14 protein-coding genes are annotated in these 16,595 nt (G+C 58.5%); 10 read left to right on the top strand and 4 right to left on the bottom strand.

The window, feature by feature from the left end; all coding sequences use genetic code 11:
• Positions 1-20 precede the first annotated feature (20 nt).
• Together LJU29_RS09140 and LJU29_RS09145 are read left to right on the top strand one after the other, a co-directional pair.
• Positions 21-965: a 1-aminocyclopropane-1-carboxylate deaminase/D-cysteine desulfhydrase gene (locus LJU29_RS09140; protein ID WP_057453895.1), complete on the top strand. Its 945-nt coding sequence runs from the start codon at positions 21-23 to the stop codon at positions 963-965.
• Positions 966-1,113: 148 nt separating this feature from the next.
• Complete coding sequence (locus LJU29_RS09145) at positions 1,114-2,451, top strand: MFS transporter (protein WP_057423169.1); 1,338 nt, start codon at positions 1,114-1,116, stop codon at positions 2,449-2,451.
• A 260-nt stretch (positions 2,452-2,711) separates the two neighbouring features.
• Here the strand turns inward: LJU29_RS09145 and lpxH are convergent, their stop codons facing one another.
• Positions 2,712-3,458 (bottom strand): UDP-2,3-diacylglucosamine diphosphatase, encoded by a 747-nt coding sequence (lpxH, locus tag LJU29_RS09150; protein ID WP_257112112.1) that lies wholly within the window; start codon positions 3,456-3,458, stop codon positions 2,712-2,714.
• Positions 3,455-3,958 (bottom strand): peptidylprolyl isomerase, encoded by a 504-nt coding sequence (locus tag LJU29_RS09155; RefSeq protein WP_004661308.1) that lies wholly within the window; start codon positions 3,956-3,958, stop codon positions 3,455-3,457. Before LJU29_RS09155 ends, lpxH begins: the two co-directional genes overlap by 4 nt.
• Positions 3,959-4,166: 208 nt before the next feature.
• Between LJU29_RS09155 and LJU29_RS09160 the strand changes: the two genes are divergently transcribed.
• On the top strand, positions 4,167-5,861 hold the full coding sequence (locus LJU29_RS09160) for a glutamine--tRNA ligase/YqeY domain fusion protein (protein ID WP_005756061.1): 1,695 nt from the start codon (positions 4,167-4,169) through the stop codon (positions 5,859-5,861).
• Between the two features lie 21 nt (positions 5,862-5,882).
• Positions 5,883-7,265: a cysteine--tRNA ligase gene (gene cysS / locus LJU29_RS09165; protein WP_005733171.1), complete on the top strand. Its 1,383-nt coding sequence runs from the start codon at positions 5,883-5,885 to the stop codon at positions 7,263-7,265.
• Between the two features lie 164 nt (positions 7,266-7,429).
• Here the strand turns inward: cysS and LJU29_RS09170 are convergent, their stop codons facing one another.
• Positions 7,430-9,283 carry a sigma-54-dependent Fis family transcriptional regulator gene (locus tag LJU29_RS09170; protein WP_257112113.1) on the bottom strand — a complete coding sequence of 618 codons (1,854 nt, stop codon included), beginning with the start codon at positions 9,281-9,283 and terminating at the stop codon, positions 7,430-7,432.
• A 299-nt stretch (positions 9,284-9,582) separates the two neighbouring features.
• On the opposite strand from LJU29_RS09170, the gene LJU29_RS09175 reads away from it, so the two are divergent.
• The 6 genes from LJU29_RS09175 to LJU29_RS09200 all read left to right on the top strand — a co-directional run bounded on the left by LJU29_RS09175 (position 9,583) and on the right by LJU29_RS09200 (position 15,587).
• Positions 9,583-10,677 carry an ABC transporter ATP-binding protein gene (locus tag LJU29_RS09175; protein WP_257112114.1) on the top strand — a complete coding sequence of 365 codons (1,095 nt, stop codon included), beginning with the start codon at positions 9,583-9,585 and terminating at the stop codon, positions 10,675-10,677.
• Entirely contained in the window at positions 10,677-11,792 is a 1,116-nt protein-coding gene (locus LJU29_RS09180; RefSeq protein WP_005733169.1) for an ABC transporter ATP-binding protein, read from the top strand. The genes LJU29_RS09175 and LJU29_RS09180 overlap by 1 nt, the downstream gene beginning before the upstream one ends.
• Entirely contained in the window at positions 11,785-12,651 is an 867-nt protein-coding gene (locus tag LJU29_RS09185) for a carbohydrate ABC transporter permease (protein ID WP_002552729.1), read from the top strand. Before LJU29_RS09180 ends, LJU29_RS09185 begins: the two co-directional genes overlap by 8 nt.
• A gap of 10 nt (positions 12,652-12,661) precedes the next feature.
• Entirely contained in the window at positions 12,662-13,462 is an 801-nt protein-coding gene (locus LJU29_RS09190) for a carbohydrate ABC transporter permease (protein ID WP_003315280.1), read from the top strand.
• Positions 13,463-13,474: 12 nt separating this feature from the next.
• The gene (locus tag LJU29_RS09195; protein WP_002552730.1) at positions 13,475-13,747 is read left to right on the top strand and encodes a DUF2160 domain-containing protein; all 273 of its coding nucleotides are present in this window, start codon (positions 13,475-13,477) and stop codon (positions 13,745-13,747) included.
• A gap of 85 nt (positions 13,748-13,832) precedes the next feature.
• Positions 13,833-15,587 carry an ABC transporter substrate-binding protein gene (locus LJU29_RS09200; RefSeq protein ID WP_257112116.1) on the top strand — a complete coding sequence of 585 codons (1,755 nt, stop codon included), beginning with the start codon at positions 13,833-13,835 and terminating at the stop codon, positions 15,585-15,587.
• A gap of 120 nt (positions 15,588-15,707) precedes the next feature.
• On the opposite strand, the gene folD is transcribed toward LJU29_RS09200, so the two are convergent.
• A complete protein-coding gene (gene folD / locus LJU29_RS09205; RefSeq protein WP_044321922.1) occupies positions 15,708-16,562 on the bottom strand; it encodes a bifunctional methylenetetrahydrofolate dehydrogenase/methenyltetrahydrofolate cyclohydrolase FolD in 855 nt (284 codons plus the stop codon).
• Positions 16,563-16,595 lie beyond the last annotated feature (33 nt).

Raw genomic sequence — 16,595 nt, forward strand, 5'->3', positions numbered from 1 at the left:
CTTGTCTGTAAACTGCGCGGATGATCGTTGACGCCCTTGACTGGCAGCCCACTGCTGCGCTGCAACGCTTGAACCTGCCCTGGCTGCAAGATGCCGGGGTCGAGGTGGCGATCCTGCGCCTGGACCTTATTGACTCGCTCATCAGCGGCAACAAATGGTTCAAGCTCAGCGAACACCTGACCCAGGCTGTCGAGGCGGGTGCAGAGGGATTGATCAGCCTGGGCGGCGCACACTCCAATCATCTCCATGCTCTGGCAGCAGCGGGCAAGCGCTTCGGTTTCCCGACGGTGGGCCTGTTGCGTGGTCACGCCCAGCAGACGCCGACGGTACTGGACCTGCAAGCTTTTGGCATGCAATTGCACTGGCTGGGTTATGCGGGTTATCGAGCACGACATGCTGCGGATTTCTGGCTGCCCTGGCAGGCGCAATATCCTGAGCTGTATCCGATTGCCGAAGGCGGTGGCGGGCTTGCCGGTGCGCTGGGCTGCGCAAGGTTGCGGGAGATGGTCGATAGCCAGCTCGGGCACTTTGGCTGGGACGATTATCACGGCTGGTGGCTGGCAGTCGGCACCGGCACAACGCTTGCCGGTTTGCTGTTGGCCGAGGCCGGCGCCCATCCGGTATATGGCGCGATGGCGGTACCGGACGATCATGGCGTTGCTCAAAACATCGTGGCTGTGTTGAAAGAAGCCGCAGGATCGCAGGTGAACGCCTCGCCGAACCTGCCCGCTGCCTGTGTCCTGCTGGAGGCCAGCCGGGGCGGTTTCGCCAGAACCGATGCCGCGCTGCTCGACTTCATCGCCAGCAGCGAGGCGCATAGCGGCGTACCTCTGGAGCCCTTGTACACCGGCAAGGCTTTGCTGGCCCTGCACGATGAGGTGCTGGCCGGTCGGTTCAAGTCAGGCAGCCGTCTGGTCCTCATCCATACCGGTGGCCTGCAGGGGCGGCGCGCGATGGGCCTGTAAGCCTTGTGGCAGAGCCTTTGGCATGAATTCTGCGCAGATCGGTGGCGAGACGTCGGCCATGACTACGTGGATGACACTTCTGGAGTGAGGCATCCGGGTCGCTGTCTCGATAATTGGTCCATTCCAGATCAATACGCTGAGGTCAGCCATGACAACTACCGCCGTAGAGCAAGTCGATCCTGCCACGCTGAAAAAGGTCATCGTCGCGGCGGCCATCGGCAACTTCGTCGAATGGTTCGATTTCGCCGTGTATGGCTTTCTGGCAACCACCATCGCGCTGCAGTTTTTCCCCAGCGGTGACAGCAGCGTCGCGTTGTTGAAAACCTTCGCCGTGTTTGCCGTGGCCTTCGCATTCCGGCCATTGGGCGGGATTTTCTTTGGCATGCTGGGTGACCGCATCGGGCGCAAGAAGACCCTGGCGATGACCATCCTGTTGATGGCAGGCGCGACCACACTGATCGGTCTGTTGCCGACGTATGCGGCGATTGGCGTGATGGCGCCGATTCTGCTGACCGTGATTCGTTGTGCGCAGGGTTTCTCGGCCGGTGGCGAGTATGCCGGGGCCTGCGCCTACCTCATGGAGCACGCGCCACGCACGCAGCGGGCCTGGTACGGCAGCTTTGTGCCGGTGTCGACGTTTTCCGCCTTCGCTGCCGCGGCAGTGGTGGCTTACGCGCTGGAGTCGTCACTGTCGACCGAAGCCATGGGCAGTTGGGGCTGGCGCCTGCCGTTTCTGATTGCAGCGCCCTTGGGGCTGGTCGGCTTGTACTTGCGCTGGAAGCTCGACGAAACCCCGGCCTTTCAGGCTGTCACGCAAGAGCACGCCGTGGCTCACTCGCCACTCAAGGACACCTTGCGCCATCATGCCGTAGCCATATGTTGTCTGGGAGCGTTTGTGTCGTTAACGGCGCTGTCGTTCTATATGTTCACCACTTACTTTGCGACCTACCTGCAAGTGGCGGGCGGGTTGAGCAGGGCGACGGCGCTGCTGGTGTCGTTGATCGCACTGGCCTTCGCCGCTGCTCTCTGTCCGCTGGCCGGTGCCTATTCGGATCGGGTAGGCCGTCGGGTCACCATGGCAACGGCCTGTACTCTGTTGATGGTCGTGGTGTTTCCGTCATTCCTGATGGCCAGCTCCGGCTCGTTCATTGCCTCGATCGTCGGGGTCATGCTGCTTGCTGTGGGCGCAGTGCTGTGCGGTGTAGTGACGGCAGCGCTGTTGTCGGAAACCTTCCCGACCCGCACCCGCTATACCGCCTCGGCAATCACCTACAACATGGCCTACACCCTGTTCGGCGGCACCGCGCCGCTGGTGGCGACCTGGCTGATCGGTGTCACGGGCAGCAACCTGTCGCCAGCGTTCTACCTCATTGCCGTAGCTGTAATGGCGATGGCTGGCGGCCTGGCCTTACCGGAGACCTCGAAAATCTCGCTGCATGATGTGCCCGTTGCAGGCGAAGAGCCGGTGATGGGGTCGATTGCCTGAGCGTCACGATCGGCATGCCATATAAATAGCAGCTGCCAACGCAGTGCGTTTCAACCGCGATGGCACTCGCGACGCAGAGTGCGACCTTAGTGACAGGCCGAAGGAATCCGACGAAGTCGGGCCGGAAACAGGAGCGAGGGGCTTTGGTTAGTATGGCCCCTCAAAGTAACTCGCCGAGGGGCGAAAAAGGTGACCTGAGTCGAACCCCAATCCACCTGACATCGCAGAACCGCTGTGCTCTCAGCCGAGTTCCCGCGCCATCAATTCAACAGCGCAGTCGTCTCGGGCACAAAGTCGAATGAGTTCAGACTGAAACCCTGCTCATCCACCTGCAACACCCAGCCCTGACGATCCCAGTCGCCCAGCACAATGCGCCTGGCTGCCTGATCGCCAATCTGCAACTTATGAATCGCGGGGCGATGAGTGTGGCCGTGGACTAAGGTGCGTACGCCGAACTGCTGCATGATCCGCGGCACCTCGTCTGGCGTCACATCGACAATATCATTGGCCTTCATACGGGTTTGCGCACGGCTTTCATTGCGCAGCTTGCGCGCCAGCTTGTGCCGGGTGCCCAGCGGCAAATGGCGCAGAATGAAAAGCGTCAGCGGATGGCGCAGATAACGGCGCATCCGGATATAACCTTCATCGCGGGTGCACAGGCTATCGCCATGCATCAACAGCACGCGCTCATCGTTCAACTGGACGACGCTCGGATCGCTCAACAGGGTGCAACCCGCTGCCTTGCAGAAACCCTTGCCGATCATGAAGTCGCGGTTGCCGTGCATCAGAAAAATTCGTGTGCCGCTGTCACTCAATACGCGCAGGGCCTTGCAGATTGAAAGCTGAAACGGTGACATGGCGTCGTCACCGATCCAGACTTCAAAGAAATCCCCGAGGATATACAGCGCCTCGGCTTCGCGGGCGCGGCCCGCGAGCAGATCCAGAAACGCCCGGGTAATGTCCGGGCGCTCCTGTTCAAGGTGCAGATCGGAGATCAGCAGTATCACTCAACGATCTCGGCTTTCTCGATGATCACGTCTTCTGCAGGCACGTCCTGATGACCGGCTTTGCTGGTAGTCGCAACGCCCTTGATCTTGTCGACGACATCAGTGCCTTCGATCACTTCACCGAATACAGCGTAACCCCAGCCCTGAACGGTCTTGGCGCTGTGGTTCAGGAAGGCGTTGTCAGCCACGTTGATGAAGAACTGCGCAGAGGCCGAATGCGGCTCCATGGTGCGGGCCATGGCAACGCTGTACTTCTTGTTCGGCAGACCGTTGTCGGCTTCGTTCTGGATGCTTGGGCGCTTGTCTTTCTTTTCTTTCATGCCAGGCTCGAAACCGCCGCCCTGAACCATGAAGTTACCGATTACACGGTGAAAAACCGTGTTTTCGTAGTGGCCAGCGTTAACGTATTCGATGAAGTTGGCTACAGTCAGTGGCGCCTTTTCTGCGTTCAGTTGCAGAACGATGTCGCCGTGGTTGGTGGTCAGCTTTACTTTGGACATGTGGAAAGTCGCTCTAATAGTCATGCATGAATGGGCACATTATGACCCTGACGCGCAGTTTACGGACGAGGTTACATTTTTCAGCGCTTTTGCAGCTTTTATGCCCTCAAATGTGCACTCTGTTGTCAGGGACTTGACAGCTTCGGCTATGATAAGCGCTTTGATTTAGTCGGCCTACCCTGGCCGCGCACGTATGTCCAAGGATCCTATGAGCAAGCCCACTCCAGAACCCGCTGCCCATTCCAAGGCAGGCCCAGCCGTACCGACCAATTTCCTGCGTCCTATCGTGCAGGCAGACCTGGACTCGGGCAAGCACAGCAAAATCGTGACCCGCTTTCCGCCGGAGCCCAACGGTTACCTGCACATCGGTCACGCCAAGTCGATCTGCGTGAACTTCGGTCTGGCCAAGGAGTTCGGTGGCGATACGCATCTGCGTTTCGATGACACCAACCCGGCCAAGGAAGACCAGGAATACATCGACGCCATCATGAGCGACGTCAAGTGGCTGGGCTTCGAGTGGGCGGGCGAAGTGCGCTACGCCTCGCAGTATTTCGACCAGTTGCACGACTGGGCGGTCGAGCTGATCAAGGCAGGCAAGGCTTACGTTGACGATCTGACCCCCGAGCAGGCGCGCGAATACCGCGGCACCCTGACCGAGCCGGGCAAGAACAGTCCGTTCCGTGAGCGCAGCGTCGAGGACAACCTCGACCTGTTCGCGCGCATGAAAGCCGGCGAGTTCGAGGATGGCGCTCGTGTACTTCGTGCCAAAATCGACATGGCCTCGCCGAACATGAACCTGCGTGACCCGATCATCTACCGCATTCGTCATGCGCATCACCATCAGACCGGCGACAAGTGGTGCATCTACCCGATCTATGACTTCACCCACGGTCAGTCGGATGCCCTTGAAGGCATCACCCACTCGATCTGCACCCTGGAGTTCGAAAGCCATCGTCCGCTGTACGACTGGTTCCTCGACAACCTGCCGGTGCCGTGCAAACCGCGTCAGTATGAGTTCTCGCGGCTGAACCTGAACTACACCATCACCAGCAAGCGCAAGCTCAAGCAACTGGTTGACGAGAAACACGTCAGTGGCTGGGATGACCCGCGCATGTCGACGCTGTCCGGTTTTCGTCGTCGTGGCTACACGCCGAAATCGATTCGCAATTTCTGCGATATGATCGGCACCAACCGCTCTGACGGGGTGGTCGATTTCGGTATGCTCGAATTCAGCATTCGCGACGACCTGGACCACAGCGCGCCGCGCGCCATGTGTGTGCTGCGCCCCCTGAAAGTGGTCATCACCAACTACCCGGAAGGTCAGGTCGAGAAGCTGGAACTGCCGCGCCATCCGAAAGAAGACCTGGGCATGCGCGAGCTGCCGTTTTCGCGGGAGATCTATATCGATCGCGACGATTACATGGAAGAGCCGCCAAAAGGCTACAAACGTCTTGAACCCAATGGTGAAGTACGTTTGCGTGGCAGCTATGTGATTCGCGCCGACGAAGCGATCAAGGACGCAGAGGGCAACATCGTCGAACTGCGTTGCTCCTACGATCCGGACACCCTGGGCAAGAACCCTGAAGGCCGCAAGGTCAAGGGCGTTGTGCACTGGGTGCCAGCGGCCGAGAGCGTTGAATGCGAAGTGCGTCTGTATGACCGCCTGTTCCGCTCCGCCAACCCGGAAAAAGCCGAAGACGGCGCGAGCTTTCTGGACAATATCAACCCCGATTCCCTGCAAGTGCTGACCGGTTGTCGTGCTGAACCATCATTGGGACACGCGCAACCGGAAGACCGTTTCCAGTTCGAACGCGAAGGTTATTTCTGCGCGGACATCAAGGACTCGAAACCCGGTCAACCAGTCTTCAACCGCACGGTCACGTTGCGGGATTCCTGGACCTGAGATATGTCCGAGGGGCAGATAGTGCTTTCTATTTACAACACGCTCACCAAGAGCAAAGAAGTATTCAAACCGCTGGATGGCAACAAGGTGCGCATGTACGTCTGCGGGATGACCGTGTACGACTACTGCCATCTGGGCCATGGCCGCAGCATGGTGGCGTTCGATCTAGTGACTCGCTGGTTGCGCTTCAGCGGTTACGAGCTGACTTATGTGCGCAACATCACCGATATTGACGACAAGATCATCAATCGTGCGCGTGACAACGGTGAGTCGTTCGACGCGCTGACAGCGCGCATGATCGACGCCATGCACGAGGACGAGGCGCGCCTCAATATCCTCAAGCCGGACATGGAGCCGCGTGCCACCGATCATATCCCCGGCATGCACGCCATGATCCAGACCCTGATCGACAAGGGCTATGCCTACGCGCCGGGTAACGGCGATGTGTATTACCGGGTCGGCAAGTTTCAGGGTTACGGCAAGCTGTCACGCAAGAAGATCGAAGACCTGCGCATCGGCGCGCGGATCGAAGTGGATGAGTCCAAGGAAGACCCACTGGACTTCGTGCTCTGGAAAGGCGTCAAGCCTGGCGAGCCGAGCTGGGAGTCGCCATGGGGCGCAGGGCGTCCGGGCTGGCATATCGAATGCTCGGTGATGTCGACCTGCTGCCTGGGTGACACCTTCGATATTCATGGTGGCGGCAGCGATCTGGAGTTTCCGCACCATGAAAACGAAATTGCCCAAAGCGAAGCGGCCACCGGCAAGACCTACGCCAATGCCTGGTTGCACTGCGGGATGATTCGCATCAATGGCGAGAAGATGTCCAAGTCCTTGAACAACTTCTTCACCATCCGCGACGTGCTGGAGAAATACCATCCGGAAGTGGTGCGTTACCTGCTGGTATCCAGCCACTACCGCAGCGCGATCAACTACTCCGAAGACAGCCTGCGTGAGTCGAAGGCGGCGCTGGAACGCTTCTATCACGCGCTCAAGGGGTTGCCGGTTGCCGAGCCTGCGGGTGGGGAAGCGTTCGTCGAGCGTTTCAGCACTGCGATGAATGATGACTTCGGCACGCCGGAAGCGTGTGCGGTACTGTTCGAAATGGTCCGTGAGATCAACCGCCTGCGTGAATCCGATGTCACCGCAGCGGCGGGTCTGGCGGCGCGCTTGAAGCAGTTGGCCAGTGTGCTGGGTGTTCTGCAGCTCGAAGCCGACGACTTTTTGCGTGCAGGCGCGGAAGGGCGGGTCGATGCAGCGCAAGTGGAAGCGCTGATTCAGGCACGTCTGGCTGCACGTGCGGCGAAGGACTGGGCCGAATCCGACCGGATTCGCGACCAGATCACCGCCATGGGCGTACTGCTGGAAGACGGCAAGGGCGGCACGACCTGGCGTCTGGCGGACTGATCAAATAAGGCGGCTAGTGACGCGGAACGTCACGAAGTGCATTCCCACGCGGAGCATGGGAACGAAATGACCCGGAAGACTATCGTGCCCATGCTCTGCGTGGGCATGCTGGTCTGGACGCTCCGCGTCCGATCCTCGATGTGCGGTCTGCCGAAAGCCAAAAACTAGACAATCCGCTGTTCCCGCAACCGCTTGTACAGCGTGTTGCGGCTTACCCCCAGACGTTTTGCCAGCTGTGAAATATTTCCGCCAGCCGCTTGAAACAGTTGGCTCAGGTCTTCTGTCGTGTGAAGGCGCACAGTGGATTCCTGAGTTTTCACCGGCTCTCGGCAGTCCTCATCCATGCCCATATCCAGCAGAAAATCCTCCGGCAGGTGCTCGGTACTGATCGGCTGTTCATCTGCCAAAGCCAGCGCCACCTGAATCACGCTGTTGAGCTGACGAATGTTGCCCGGCCACGGGTGATGTTCGAATAACTCGAGCACTTCCCGGGAAAACCCCGCCCGTTGATGAGCGTCGCGATGCCGTTCCCAAATACGCTGGATGAGTGCATGTTTGTCGGTGCGCTCGCGCAACGGCGGCAACTCGATGTTGAGCCCACTGATTCGATAATAAAGGTCCTGGCGAAAGTGCCCCGTCTGAACCTGATCGCGCAGGCTGCGATTGGTGGCTGAAATCAGGCGTATGTCTACCGGATATAATTCACTGCTGCCCAACGGCTGAACGCAGCGCTCTTGAAGCACACGCAGCAATCGCGCCTGTACCGGCAGGGGCATGTCACCGACTTCATCCAGAAACAGCGTGCCTTTGTCGGCTTTGCGAATCAGGCCAATGCTGCCTTTTTGACTGGCACCGGTGAACGCCCCCCTTTCATAGCCAAATAGCTCGGCCTCGACCAGTTCGGCCGGGATCGCCGCGCAGTTGACAGCGATCAGCGGCTGAGTGGTGCGAGTACTGGCTTGATGCAGGGCTTTGACAAACACTTCCTTGCCGACCCCGGTTTCCCCGTGGATCAGCAGCGGGATGTCTTTTTCCAGCAGCCGCTGCGCCTGATTCACGGCTTTCTCGATTTTTGCATCACCCAGGCTGATCGCCTCCAGATCCAGGCTCCGCGGCGCGACAGGTGCCTGAGCCGGTTGGACGCTGTGCAGCTTCAGCGGCTTGCGGGTCGGACGCTTGAGCAGACATTGAAAGCGATTGTTGCCAAACGCGTGCAGCGCAAACGGCCGCGCTTCTGTCTCGCTGAGCAGTTGCAGGATCGGGCATTTGAACAACGTTTCGATACTGGCACCGGACGGCGTCGTCCCCAACAAATTGTCAGCGCGTCGATTGGCGCAAAGGATCTGGCCGCTTTCGTCAAAAATCAGCAGGCCTGCCCATTGGCTGTCGAGATTGTTCAGGCCCGTATTGAAGATCAACTGATAGTGGGAGTCGCGGAACTGATCGAGGATCAGTCGGTTTTCCACCGACTGGCTCATCATCTTGACCATACCCAGGGTATGCGAGGGGGGCAGGAAACTGTCACTGGATACATCCAGCACGGCAATGATCCGCCGATCGGCATCGAAGATCGGTGAAGCTGAACCGGTCATGAAGCGATTCGCCTTGAGGAAGTGCTCGTCCGGTTCAATGTGAATGGCCTGCTCACAGGCCAGTGCTGTGCCGATGGCATTGGTGCCGGTGCCCCGTTCGCTCCAGCTGGCGCCAGCCATGAAGCCCTGTGCCTGAGAAGACTCGACGAAGCGTTGCTCGCCCCAGGATTTGAGCAACTGGCCTTGAGGGTCGGCCAGCAGAATCAGGCAATTGGAGTTGCTCAGAATGTTTTCATAAACCGGCAGGACTTCCTGATGGGTGGTCTGCACCAGCCCGTGATGGCGCTCCAGCAGCCTGGAAACCTCAGCGTTCGGCAATTGGCCGAATGAAGGGCGCGTCTGATGGCTGAGACCGAAATCCCGGCAGCGCCTCCATGAATCCTGAATGATGATGTCGTGAACGAGCGAAGCGCTGGATTGAGACATGAGGATGCCTGCGAATATGACGTTTTGTTTTTGTTTTTAGGTCCCGTCGGCGTGACCATCCTTGCCCGCAACGTCCGTCCAGTGTCGTTCAGTTTTGTTCAAAGTCAATGTTCATTTTGTTCAAGTGTTCAGTGTTTACTGTTCATTATTGTTCAGCTGTGAAAGCGCTTTCGCCCCCTGAATACGGGGGAAGGCTCTGTTTCGCGGCTCGCAAGCAGTCTGGCCGAGCTGGCACGAATGTCGCTATCTGCAAACAGTCACGCATTCACCCTTAAGAAAAAAACAACAAAGGACACGCCATGTCACTCACGCTGGAGCACGTCAGTCGCGCCGTCGATGGTCAGGTCTGGATCGACGACGCTTCCCTGAGCTTTGAGCCAGGATCTTTCAACGTTCTGCTGGGGCGAACCCTGTCCGGCAAAACCAGCCTGATGCGCCTGATGGCCGGGCTGGACAAGCCTGACAGCGGGCGGGTGCTGATGAACGGGGTCGATGTTACAAATCGACCGGTTCGTCTGCGCAACGTCTCGATGGTTTATCAGCAGTTCATCAATTACCCAAGCATGACGGTGTTCGAAAACATCGCCTCGCCGCTGCGTCAGGCCGGTCTGTCCAAGGATGTTATCCACAGCCGTGTGCAGGAAACGGCGAAGATGTTGCGCATCGAAAAATTCCTGCAACGCCATCCCCTCGAACTGTCCGGTGGGCAGCAGCAGCGCACCGCTATGGCCAGAGCGCTGGTCAAGGACGCCGAACTGATCCTCTTCGATGAACCGCTGGTCAACCTCGATTACAAGCTGCGTGAAGAGCTGCGTCAGGAAATGCGCGAGCTGTTTGCAGCCCGCCATACCATCGCAATCTATGCCACTACCGAGCCCAATGAAGCGCTGGCGCTGGGTGGCACCACCACCATTCTGCATGAAGGGCGGGTGGTGCAGAGCGGCAAGACTCCCGAGGTCTATCACCGGCCGAGCACGGTATTGGCGGCCGAGCTGTTCTCTGAACCGCCGATCAACCTGATGCCGGGTCGAATAGACGGTAATGAGGTCAGCTTCGCCAACTTTGTGCATTTCCCGCTCAACGTCGACCTGCGGGCCGTCGGGGATGGTGAGTACCGCTTTGGCGTGCGCCCCAGCCATTTGAGCCTTGTGCCTTCCAACGATGATGATCTGGAGCTGGCGGTCACCGTCGAGCTGGCAGAAATCAGCGGCTCGGAAACCTTTCTGCATGTGCGAAACGAGCTGTTTTCAATGGTTTTGCACCTGCCGGGCGTGCATGCCTACGACGTTGACGCATCGATTCGGGTGTACATCCCGACTCACAAATTATTTGTATTCGATCAGCAGGGCGGCCTGATTCAGGCGCCGGGCCTGCGCATGGCGAGGGTTGCCTGATGGCCGAGATCCGCTTGCAGAACCTGGCGCACAGTTACAGCGCCAAGCCTGGTCCTGACGATTATGCAATTCGCGAGATGAGCCACATCTGGGAGCAGGGCGGGGCTTACGCGCTGCTCGGGCCGTCCGGCTGCGGCAAGTCAACGTTGCTCAATATTATTTCAGGGCTGCTCAGTCCCTCTCAAGGGCAAGTGCTGTTCGACTCGAAAGTGGTCAACGAACTGCCCCCGGAGCGTCGCAACATCGCTCAGGTTTTCCAGTTTCCAGTGATCTACGACACCATGACCGTGTTCGATAACCTGGCCTTTCCGTTGCGCAATCAGGGCCTGGACGAGGCGCGGATTCTCATCAAGGTCAATGAAATTGCCGATGTCCTGGACCTGCAGCCGCTGCTGAAAAAGAAAGCGCGCAACCTCAGCGCGGACGAAAAGCAGAAAGTCTCCATGGGTCGCGGGCTGGTGCGCGATGACGTGTCGGCGATCCTCTTCGACGAACCGCTGACCGTGATTGACCCGCACCTGAAGTGGAAGCTGCGGCGCAAGCTCAAGCAGATCCACGAGCAGTTCAATATCACCATGGTTTACGTCACCCACGATCAACTGGAGGCGTCGACTTTCGCCGACAAGATCGCCGTGATGTATGGCGGACAGATTGTGCAGTTCGGCACGCCGCGGGAGCTGTTCGAGAAGCCTTCGCACACCTTTGTCGGCTATTTCATCGGCAGCCCTGGCATGAACCTGATTGACGTTACGCCTCAACCGGGCGGTGTCGGTTTTGCCGACATTCATCTGCCGCTGCCTGAGTCGTTGCAGCAAAAGCTTGCCAGTACACCGTGGAAAAGCCTGAAAGTGGGCATTCGTCCAGAGTTCGTGCATGTCTGGGACGGGCCTTACGACGATGCGATGTGCGCCGACGTGACCTATGTGGAAGACCTCGGTACCTACAAGATCATTACCCTGAAACTGGCCGGGCAACTGCTCAAGGTTCGTTTGCAGGAAGACAAACCGGTGCCGCACGGTCAGGCCTGGATCAGCTTTCCAGGGCAATGGCTGATGCTCTATGCCGACGATTACCTGCTTGAAGCCGGCCCGGCCAGTGAGGTGTCCCATGCGTAAGGTGCAGAACAACAAAGCCTGGTGGCTGGTGATGCCGGTGTTTTTGCTGGTGGCATTCAGCGCGATTATCCCGATGATGACTGTGGTCAACTACTCGGTGCAGGACATCTTCGACCAGTCCAGCCGCTATTTTGTTGGTACTGACTGGTTCCGTCAGGTCTTGCAGGACCCGCGCCTGCACGATTCGCTGCTGCGCCAGTTCATTTACTCGGGTTGCGTGCTGCTGATCGAGATCCCGCTGGGTATCGCGATTGCTCTGACCATGCCCACCAAAGGTCGCTGGTCATCGTTGTGCCTGATCGTGATGACCATTCCGTTGCTGATTCCGTGGAACGTGGTCGGTACCATCTGGCAGATCTTCGGCCGTGGCGATATCGGCTTGCTGGGTTACACGTTGAACAACGTGCTTGGCATCAACTACAACTACGCCGCCAATGCTTCGGATGCCTGGGTGACAGTGCTGGTCATCGACGTCTGGCACTGGACTTCGCTGGTGGCTTTGCTGTGCTATTCAGGGCTGCGAGCCATCCCGGATGTCTACTATCAGGCGGCGCGGATTGATCGTGCCTCCGGCTGGGCCATCTTCCGGCATATCCAGCTGCCGAAGATGAAAAGCGTGCTATTGATCGCGGTGATGCTGCGCTTCATGGACAGCTTCATGATCTACACCGAGCCGTTCGTGCTCACCGGTGGCGGTCCTGGCAACTCCACTACGTTCCTCAGTCAGACCCTGACCACCATGGCGCTCGGGCAGTTCGACCTGGGGCCTGCGGCGGCGTTCTCGCTGGTGTATTTCCTGATCATTCTGTTGGTGTCATGGGTGTTCTACACCGCCATGACTCACAGCGAAAAGAATTGAGGGGCTGGTCATGAGTCTGCGCAAAATCATACCGCTGTGGATTTACCTGTTGTTTCTGCTGGTGCCGATCTACTGGCTGATCAACATGTCGTTCAAGACCAATACCGAGATCCTCGGTGGCCTGACCCTGTGGCCGCAGGACTTTACCCTGGCCAACTACAAGGTGATTTTCACCGACGAAAGCTGGTACAGCGGTTATCTGAACTCGCTGTACTACGTGTGCCTCAATACCGTGATATCGCTGAGCGTTGCGCTTCCGGCAGCCTACGCGTTCTCTCGCTATCGTTTTCTCGGCGACAAGCACCTGTTCTTCTGGCTGCTGACCAATCGCATGGCACCACCGGCCGTGTTCCTGCTGCCGTTTTTCCAGCTCTACTCGTCCATTGGCCTGTTTGACACGCACATCGCCGTTGCACTGGCGCATTGCTTGTTCAACGTTCCGCTGGCGGTATGGATTCTGGAGGGCTTCATGTCCGGCGTTCCCAAGGAAATCGATGAAACGGCCTACATCGACGGTTATAGCTTTCCCAAGTTTTTCGTGAAGATTTTCATACCACTGATTGGCTCGGGTATCGGTGTTACCGCGTTTTTCTGCTTCATGTTCTCCTGGGTCGAGCTACTGCTGGCGCGCACCCTGACATCGGTCAATGCCAAACCGATTGCTGCGGTAATGACTCGCACGGTCTCGGCGTCGGGTATCGATTGGGGAGTGCTGGCGGCGGCGGGGGTGTTGACTATCCTGCCGGGTATGCTGGTGATCTGGTTCGTTCGCAACCATGTGGTCAAGGGCTTTGCTCTTGGTCGTGTCTGAGGAGTCGAAAAAATGGAGTGGATGTCCTGGACACTGCCCACTGCGGCCTTTTTCATCAGCATCGCATTGCTTCTGGCGGGGATGACCGTATGGGAGTTGCGCTCGGCAAGTATCGAGCGCCGTGGTTTTCTGCCGATTGCCACCACGCGTGGCGACCGTTTGTTCATTGGGCTTCTGGGTAGCGCTTACCTGCATTTGCTGGTGATAGGCGCGACCGACTGGAGTGTCTGGATCGCTTCAGGGGCCTCCCTGGTGTGGCTGTTGGTGGTGATGCGTTGGGGTTAGAGGGCGGCCGGGCGCGATTGCCGGGGTGATCCGGTCGGCGATATTCGAAAAGCGGGACTACATAAAAGCAACATTGGAGATGACTATGTTCAATAAGAAAAACAAGCTGCAACATAGCGTGACGCTGGCGACCATGATGATGCTCAGCGGGTTGAGTGTTTCGGCGTGGGCAGATCAGTACGAAGATGCGGCGAAGAAGTGGGCGGCCAGTGAATTCAAGCCGAGTACGCTTTCCGATGCAGAACAGTTGAAAGAGCTGGAGTGGTTCATCAAGGCCGCCGAGCCGTTCCGTGGCATGGACATCAAGGTGGTGTCGGAAACCCTGACCACCCACGAGTACGAATCAAAAACCCTGGCCAAGGCCTTCACTGAAATCACTGGTATCAAAGTCACCCATGACCTGCTGCAAGAGGGTGATGTGATCGAAAAACTGCAGACCGCCATGCAGTCGGACAAAAGTATCTACGACGGCTGGGTCAACGACTCGGACCTGATCGGGACACACTTCCGCTACGGCAAGGCACTGTCGCTGACCGACCTGATGGCCAGTCCGGAAGGCAGCAAGGTCACCTCGCCGACTCTGGACCTGAAAGACTTCATCGGCACCTCGTTCACCACCGCGCCGGACGGCAAGCTTTACCAGCTGCCTGATCAGCAATTCGCCAACCTGTACTGGTTCCGTGCCGACTGGTTCGAACGTCCCGACCTGAAAAAGAAGTTCAAAGACAAGTACGGCTATGAGCTGGGCGTCCCGGTCAACTGGTCGGCCTACGAAGACATCGCCAAATTCTTCAGCGAAGACGTCAAGGAGATCGACGGCAAGAAAGTCTTCGGGCACATGGATTACGGCAAGAAGGACCCGTCGCTGGGCTGGCGCTTCACCGATGCCTGGTTCTCCATGGCTGGCAGCGGCGACAAGGGCTTGCCTAACGGTCTGCCTGTGGACGAGTGGGGCATCCGCGTCGAGGATTGCCACCCGGTCGGCTCCAGCATTACCCGCGGTGGCGACACCAACGGACCGGCAGCGGTATTCGCGACTCAGAAATACATCGACTGGCTGAAAGCCTACGCACCGCCTGAAGCTGCGGGTATGACCTTTTCGGAGTCCGGTCCGGTTCCGTCGCAGGGTAACGTCGCGCAACAGATCTTCTGGTACACCGCCTTTACTGCCGACATGACCAAGCCGGGCCTGCCAGTCATGAACGCCGATGGCACGCCGAAATGGCGCATGGCCCTGTCACCCAAAGGGCCGTACTGGAAAGAAGGCATGAAGCTCGGTTATCAGGACGTGGGCTCATGGACCTTCCTGAAGTCTTCCGACGAGAAGAAGCGCCTGGCGGCCTGGCTGTATGCGCAGTTCGTGACCTCGAAAAGTGTTTCGCTGAAGAAAACCATTGTCGGTCTGACGCCGATTCGCGAGTCGGACATCAATTCCAAGGAGATGACCGCGCTGGCACCCAAGCTGGGAGGTCTGGTGGAGTTCTATCGCAGCCCGGCCCGCGTTCAATGGTCGCCTACCGGCACCAACGTGCCTGACTATCCGAAGCTGGCACAGCTGTGGTGGAGCCATGTGGCCGAGGCGGTCACGGGCGAGAAGAGTGCGCAGGAGGCCCTCGACGGTCTGGCCAAGGACCAGGATGCAATCATGACGCGCATCGAACGTTCCAAGGTTCAGGAAGCCAGCAAGTGTGCGCCGAAGATGAATCCGGAAACCACTGCGGAAGCCTGGTACAAGAACGCCGAAGAGAGTAACGGCAAGTTCCTCGCGCCACAGCGCAAACTGGCCAACGAGAAACCCAAGGGTGAAACCATCGCCTACGCTGACCTGCTGACCTGCTGACCTGCTGACCTGCTGACCTGCTGACCTGCTGAAAAGCTGGGAGGCTGGCAAGAAGTAAGGTTTTGTCGAGGTAAAAAAAACGGCACCTTGAAGGTGCCGTTTTTTATTGCTGCAGGCTGATCAGTCGTGCAGGGTTTCTGCGGCGTACAGCGTGTTTTCCAGCAGGCAGGCGCGGGTCATGGGGCCAACGCCGCCCGGAACCGGAGTGATCCAGCCGGCGCGGGGCAGGGCAGTCTCGTAAACCACGTCGCCAACCAGCTTGCCATCGTCCTGACGGTTGATGCCGACGTCGATGACAATCGCGCCGGGCTTGATCCATTCGCCCTTGACCAGGCCGGGCTTGCCAGCGGCAACCACCACCAGATCGGCACGGCTTACATGGCCTGCCAGATCCTTGGTGAAACGGTGGGTCACGGTGACGGTGCAGCCCGCCAGCAGCAATTCCATGGCCATGGGGCGGCCGACAATGTTCGACGCGCCAACCACCACAGCATCCAGACCGTACAGATCGACTCCGGTGCTTTCCAGCAGGGTAATGATCCCTTTGGGTGTGCACGGTCGCAGCAGCGGGATGCGCTGAGCCAGACGGCCGACGTTATAAGGATGGAAACCGTCCACGTCCTTGTCAGGGCGAATGCGTTCCAGCAGCAGCGATGCGTCCAGATGGGCTGGCAAAGGCAATTGCAGCAGAATGCCGTCGACAGCGGCGTCTTCATTGAGGCGGTCGATCAGATCGGTCAGCGCAACCTGAGTGGTATCAGCGGGCAAGTCGTAGGCCTGGGAGATAAAGCCGACTTCCTCGCAGTCCTTGCGCTTGTGAGAGACATAGACCTGAGAGGCAGGGTCGCTGCCGACCAGAATCACCGCGAGGCCCGGCGTACGCAGACCTTGCTGGCTACGTTCGGCGACACGTTTGGCGATCTGCTGGCGCAGGCTGGCGGCGATCGCCTTGCCGTCGATTAGTTTTGCAGTCATGACGCGTGATTAACCATCGAGAGGAAATAAAAT

Origin of the sequence: Pseudomonas ficuserectae (assembly GCF_024584585.1) — a bacterium.
Taxonomy (GTDB): Bacteria; Pseudomonadota; Gammaproteobacteria; order Pseudomonadales; family Pseudomonadaceae; genus Aquipseudomonas; species Aquipseudomonas amygdali.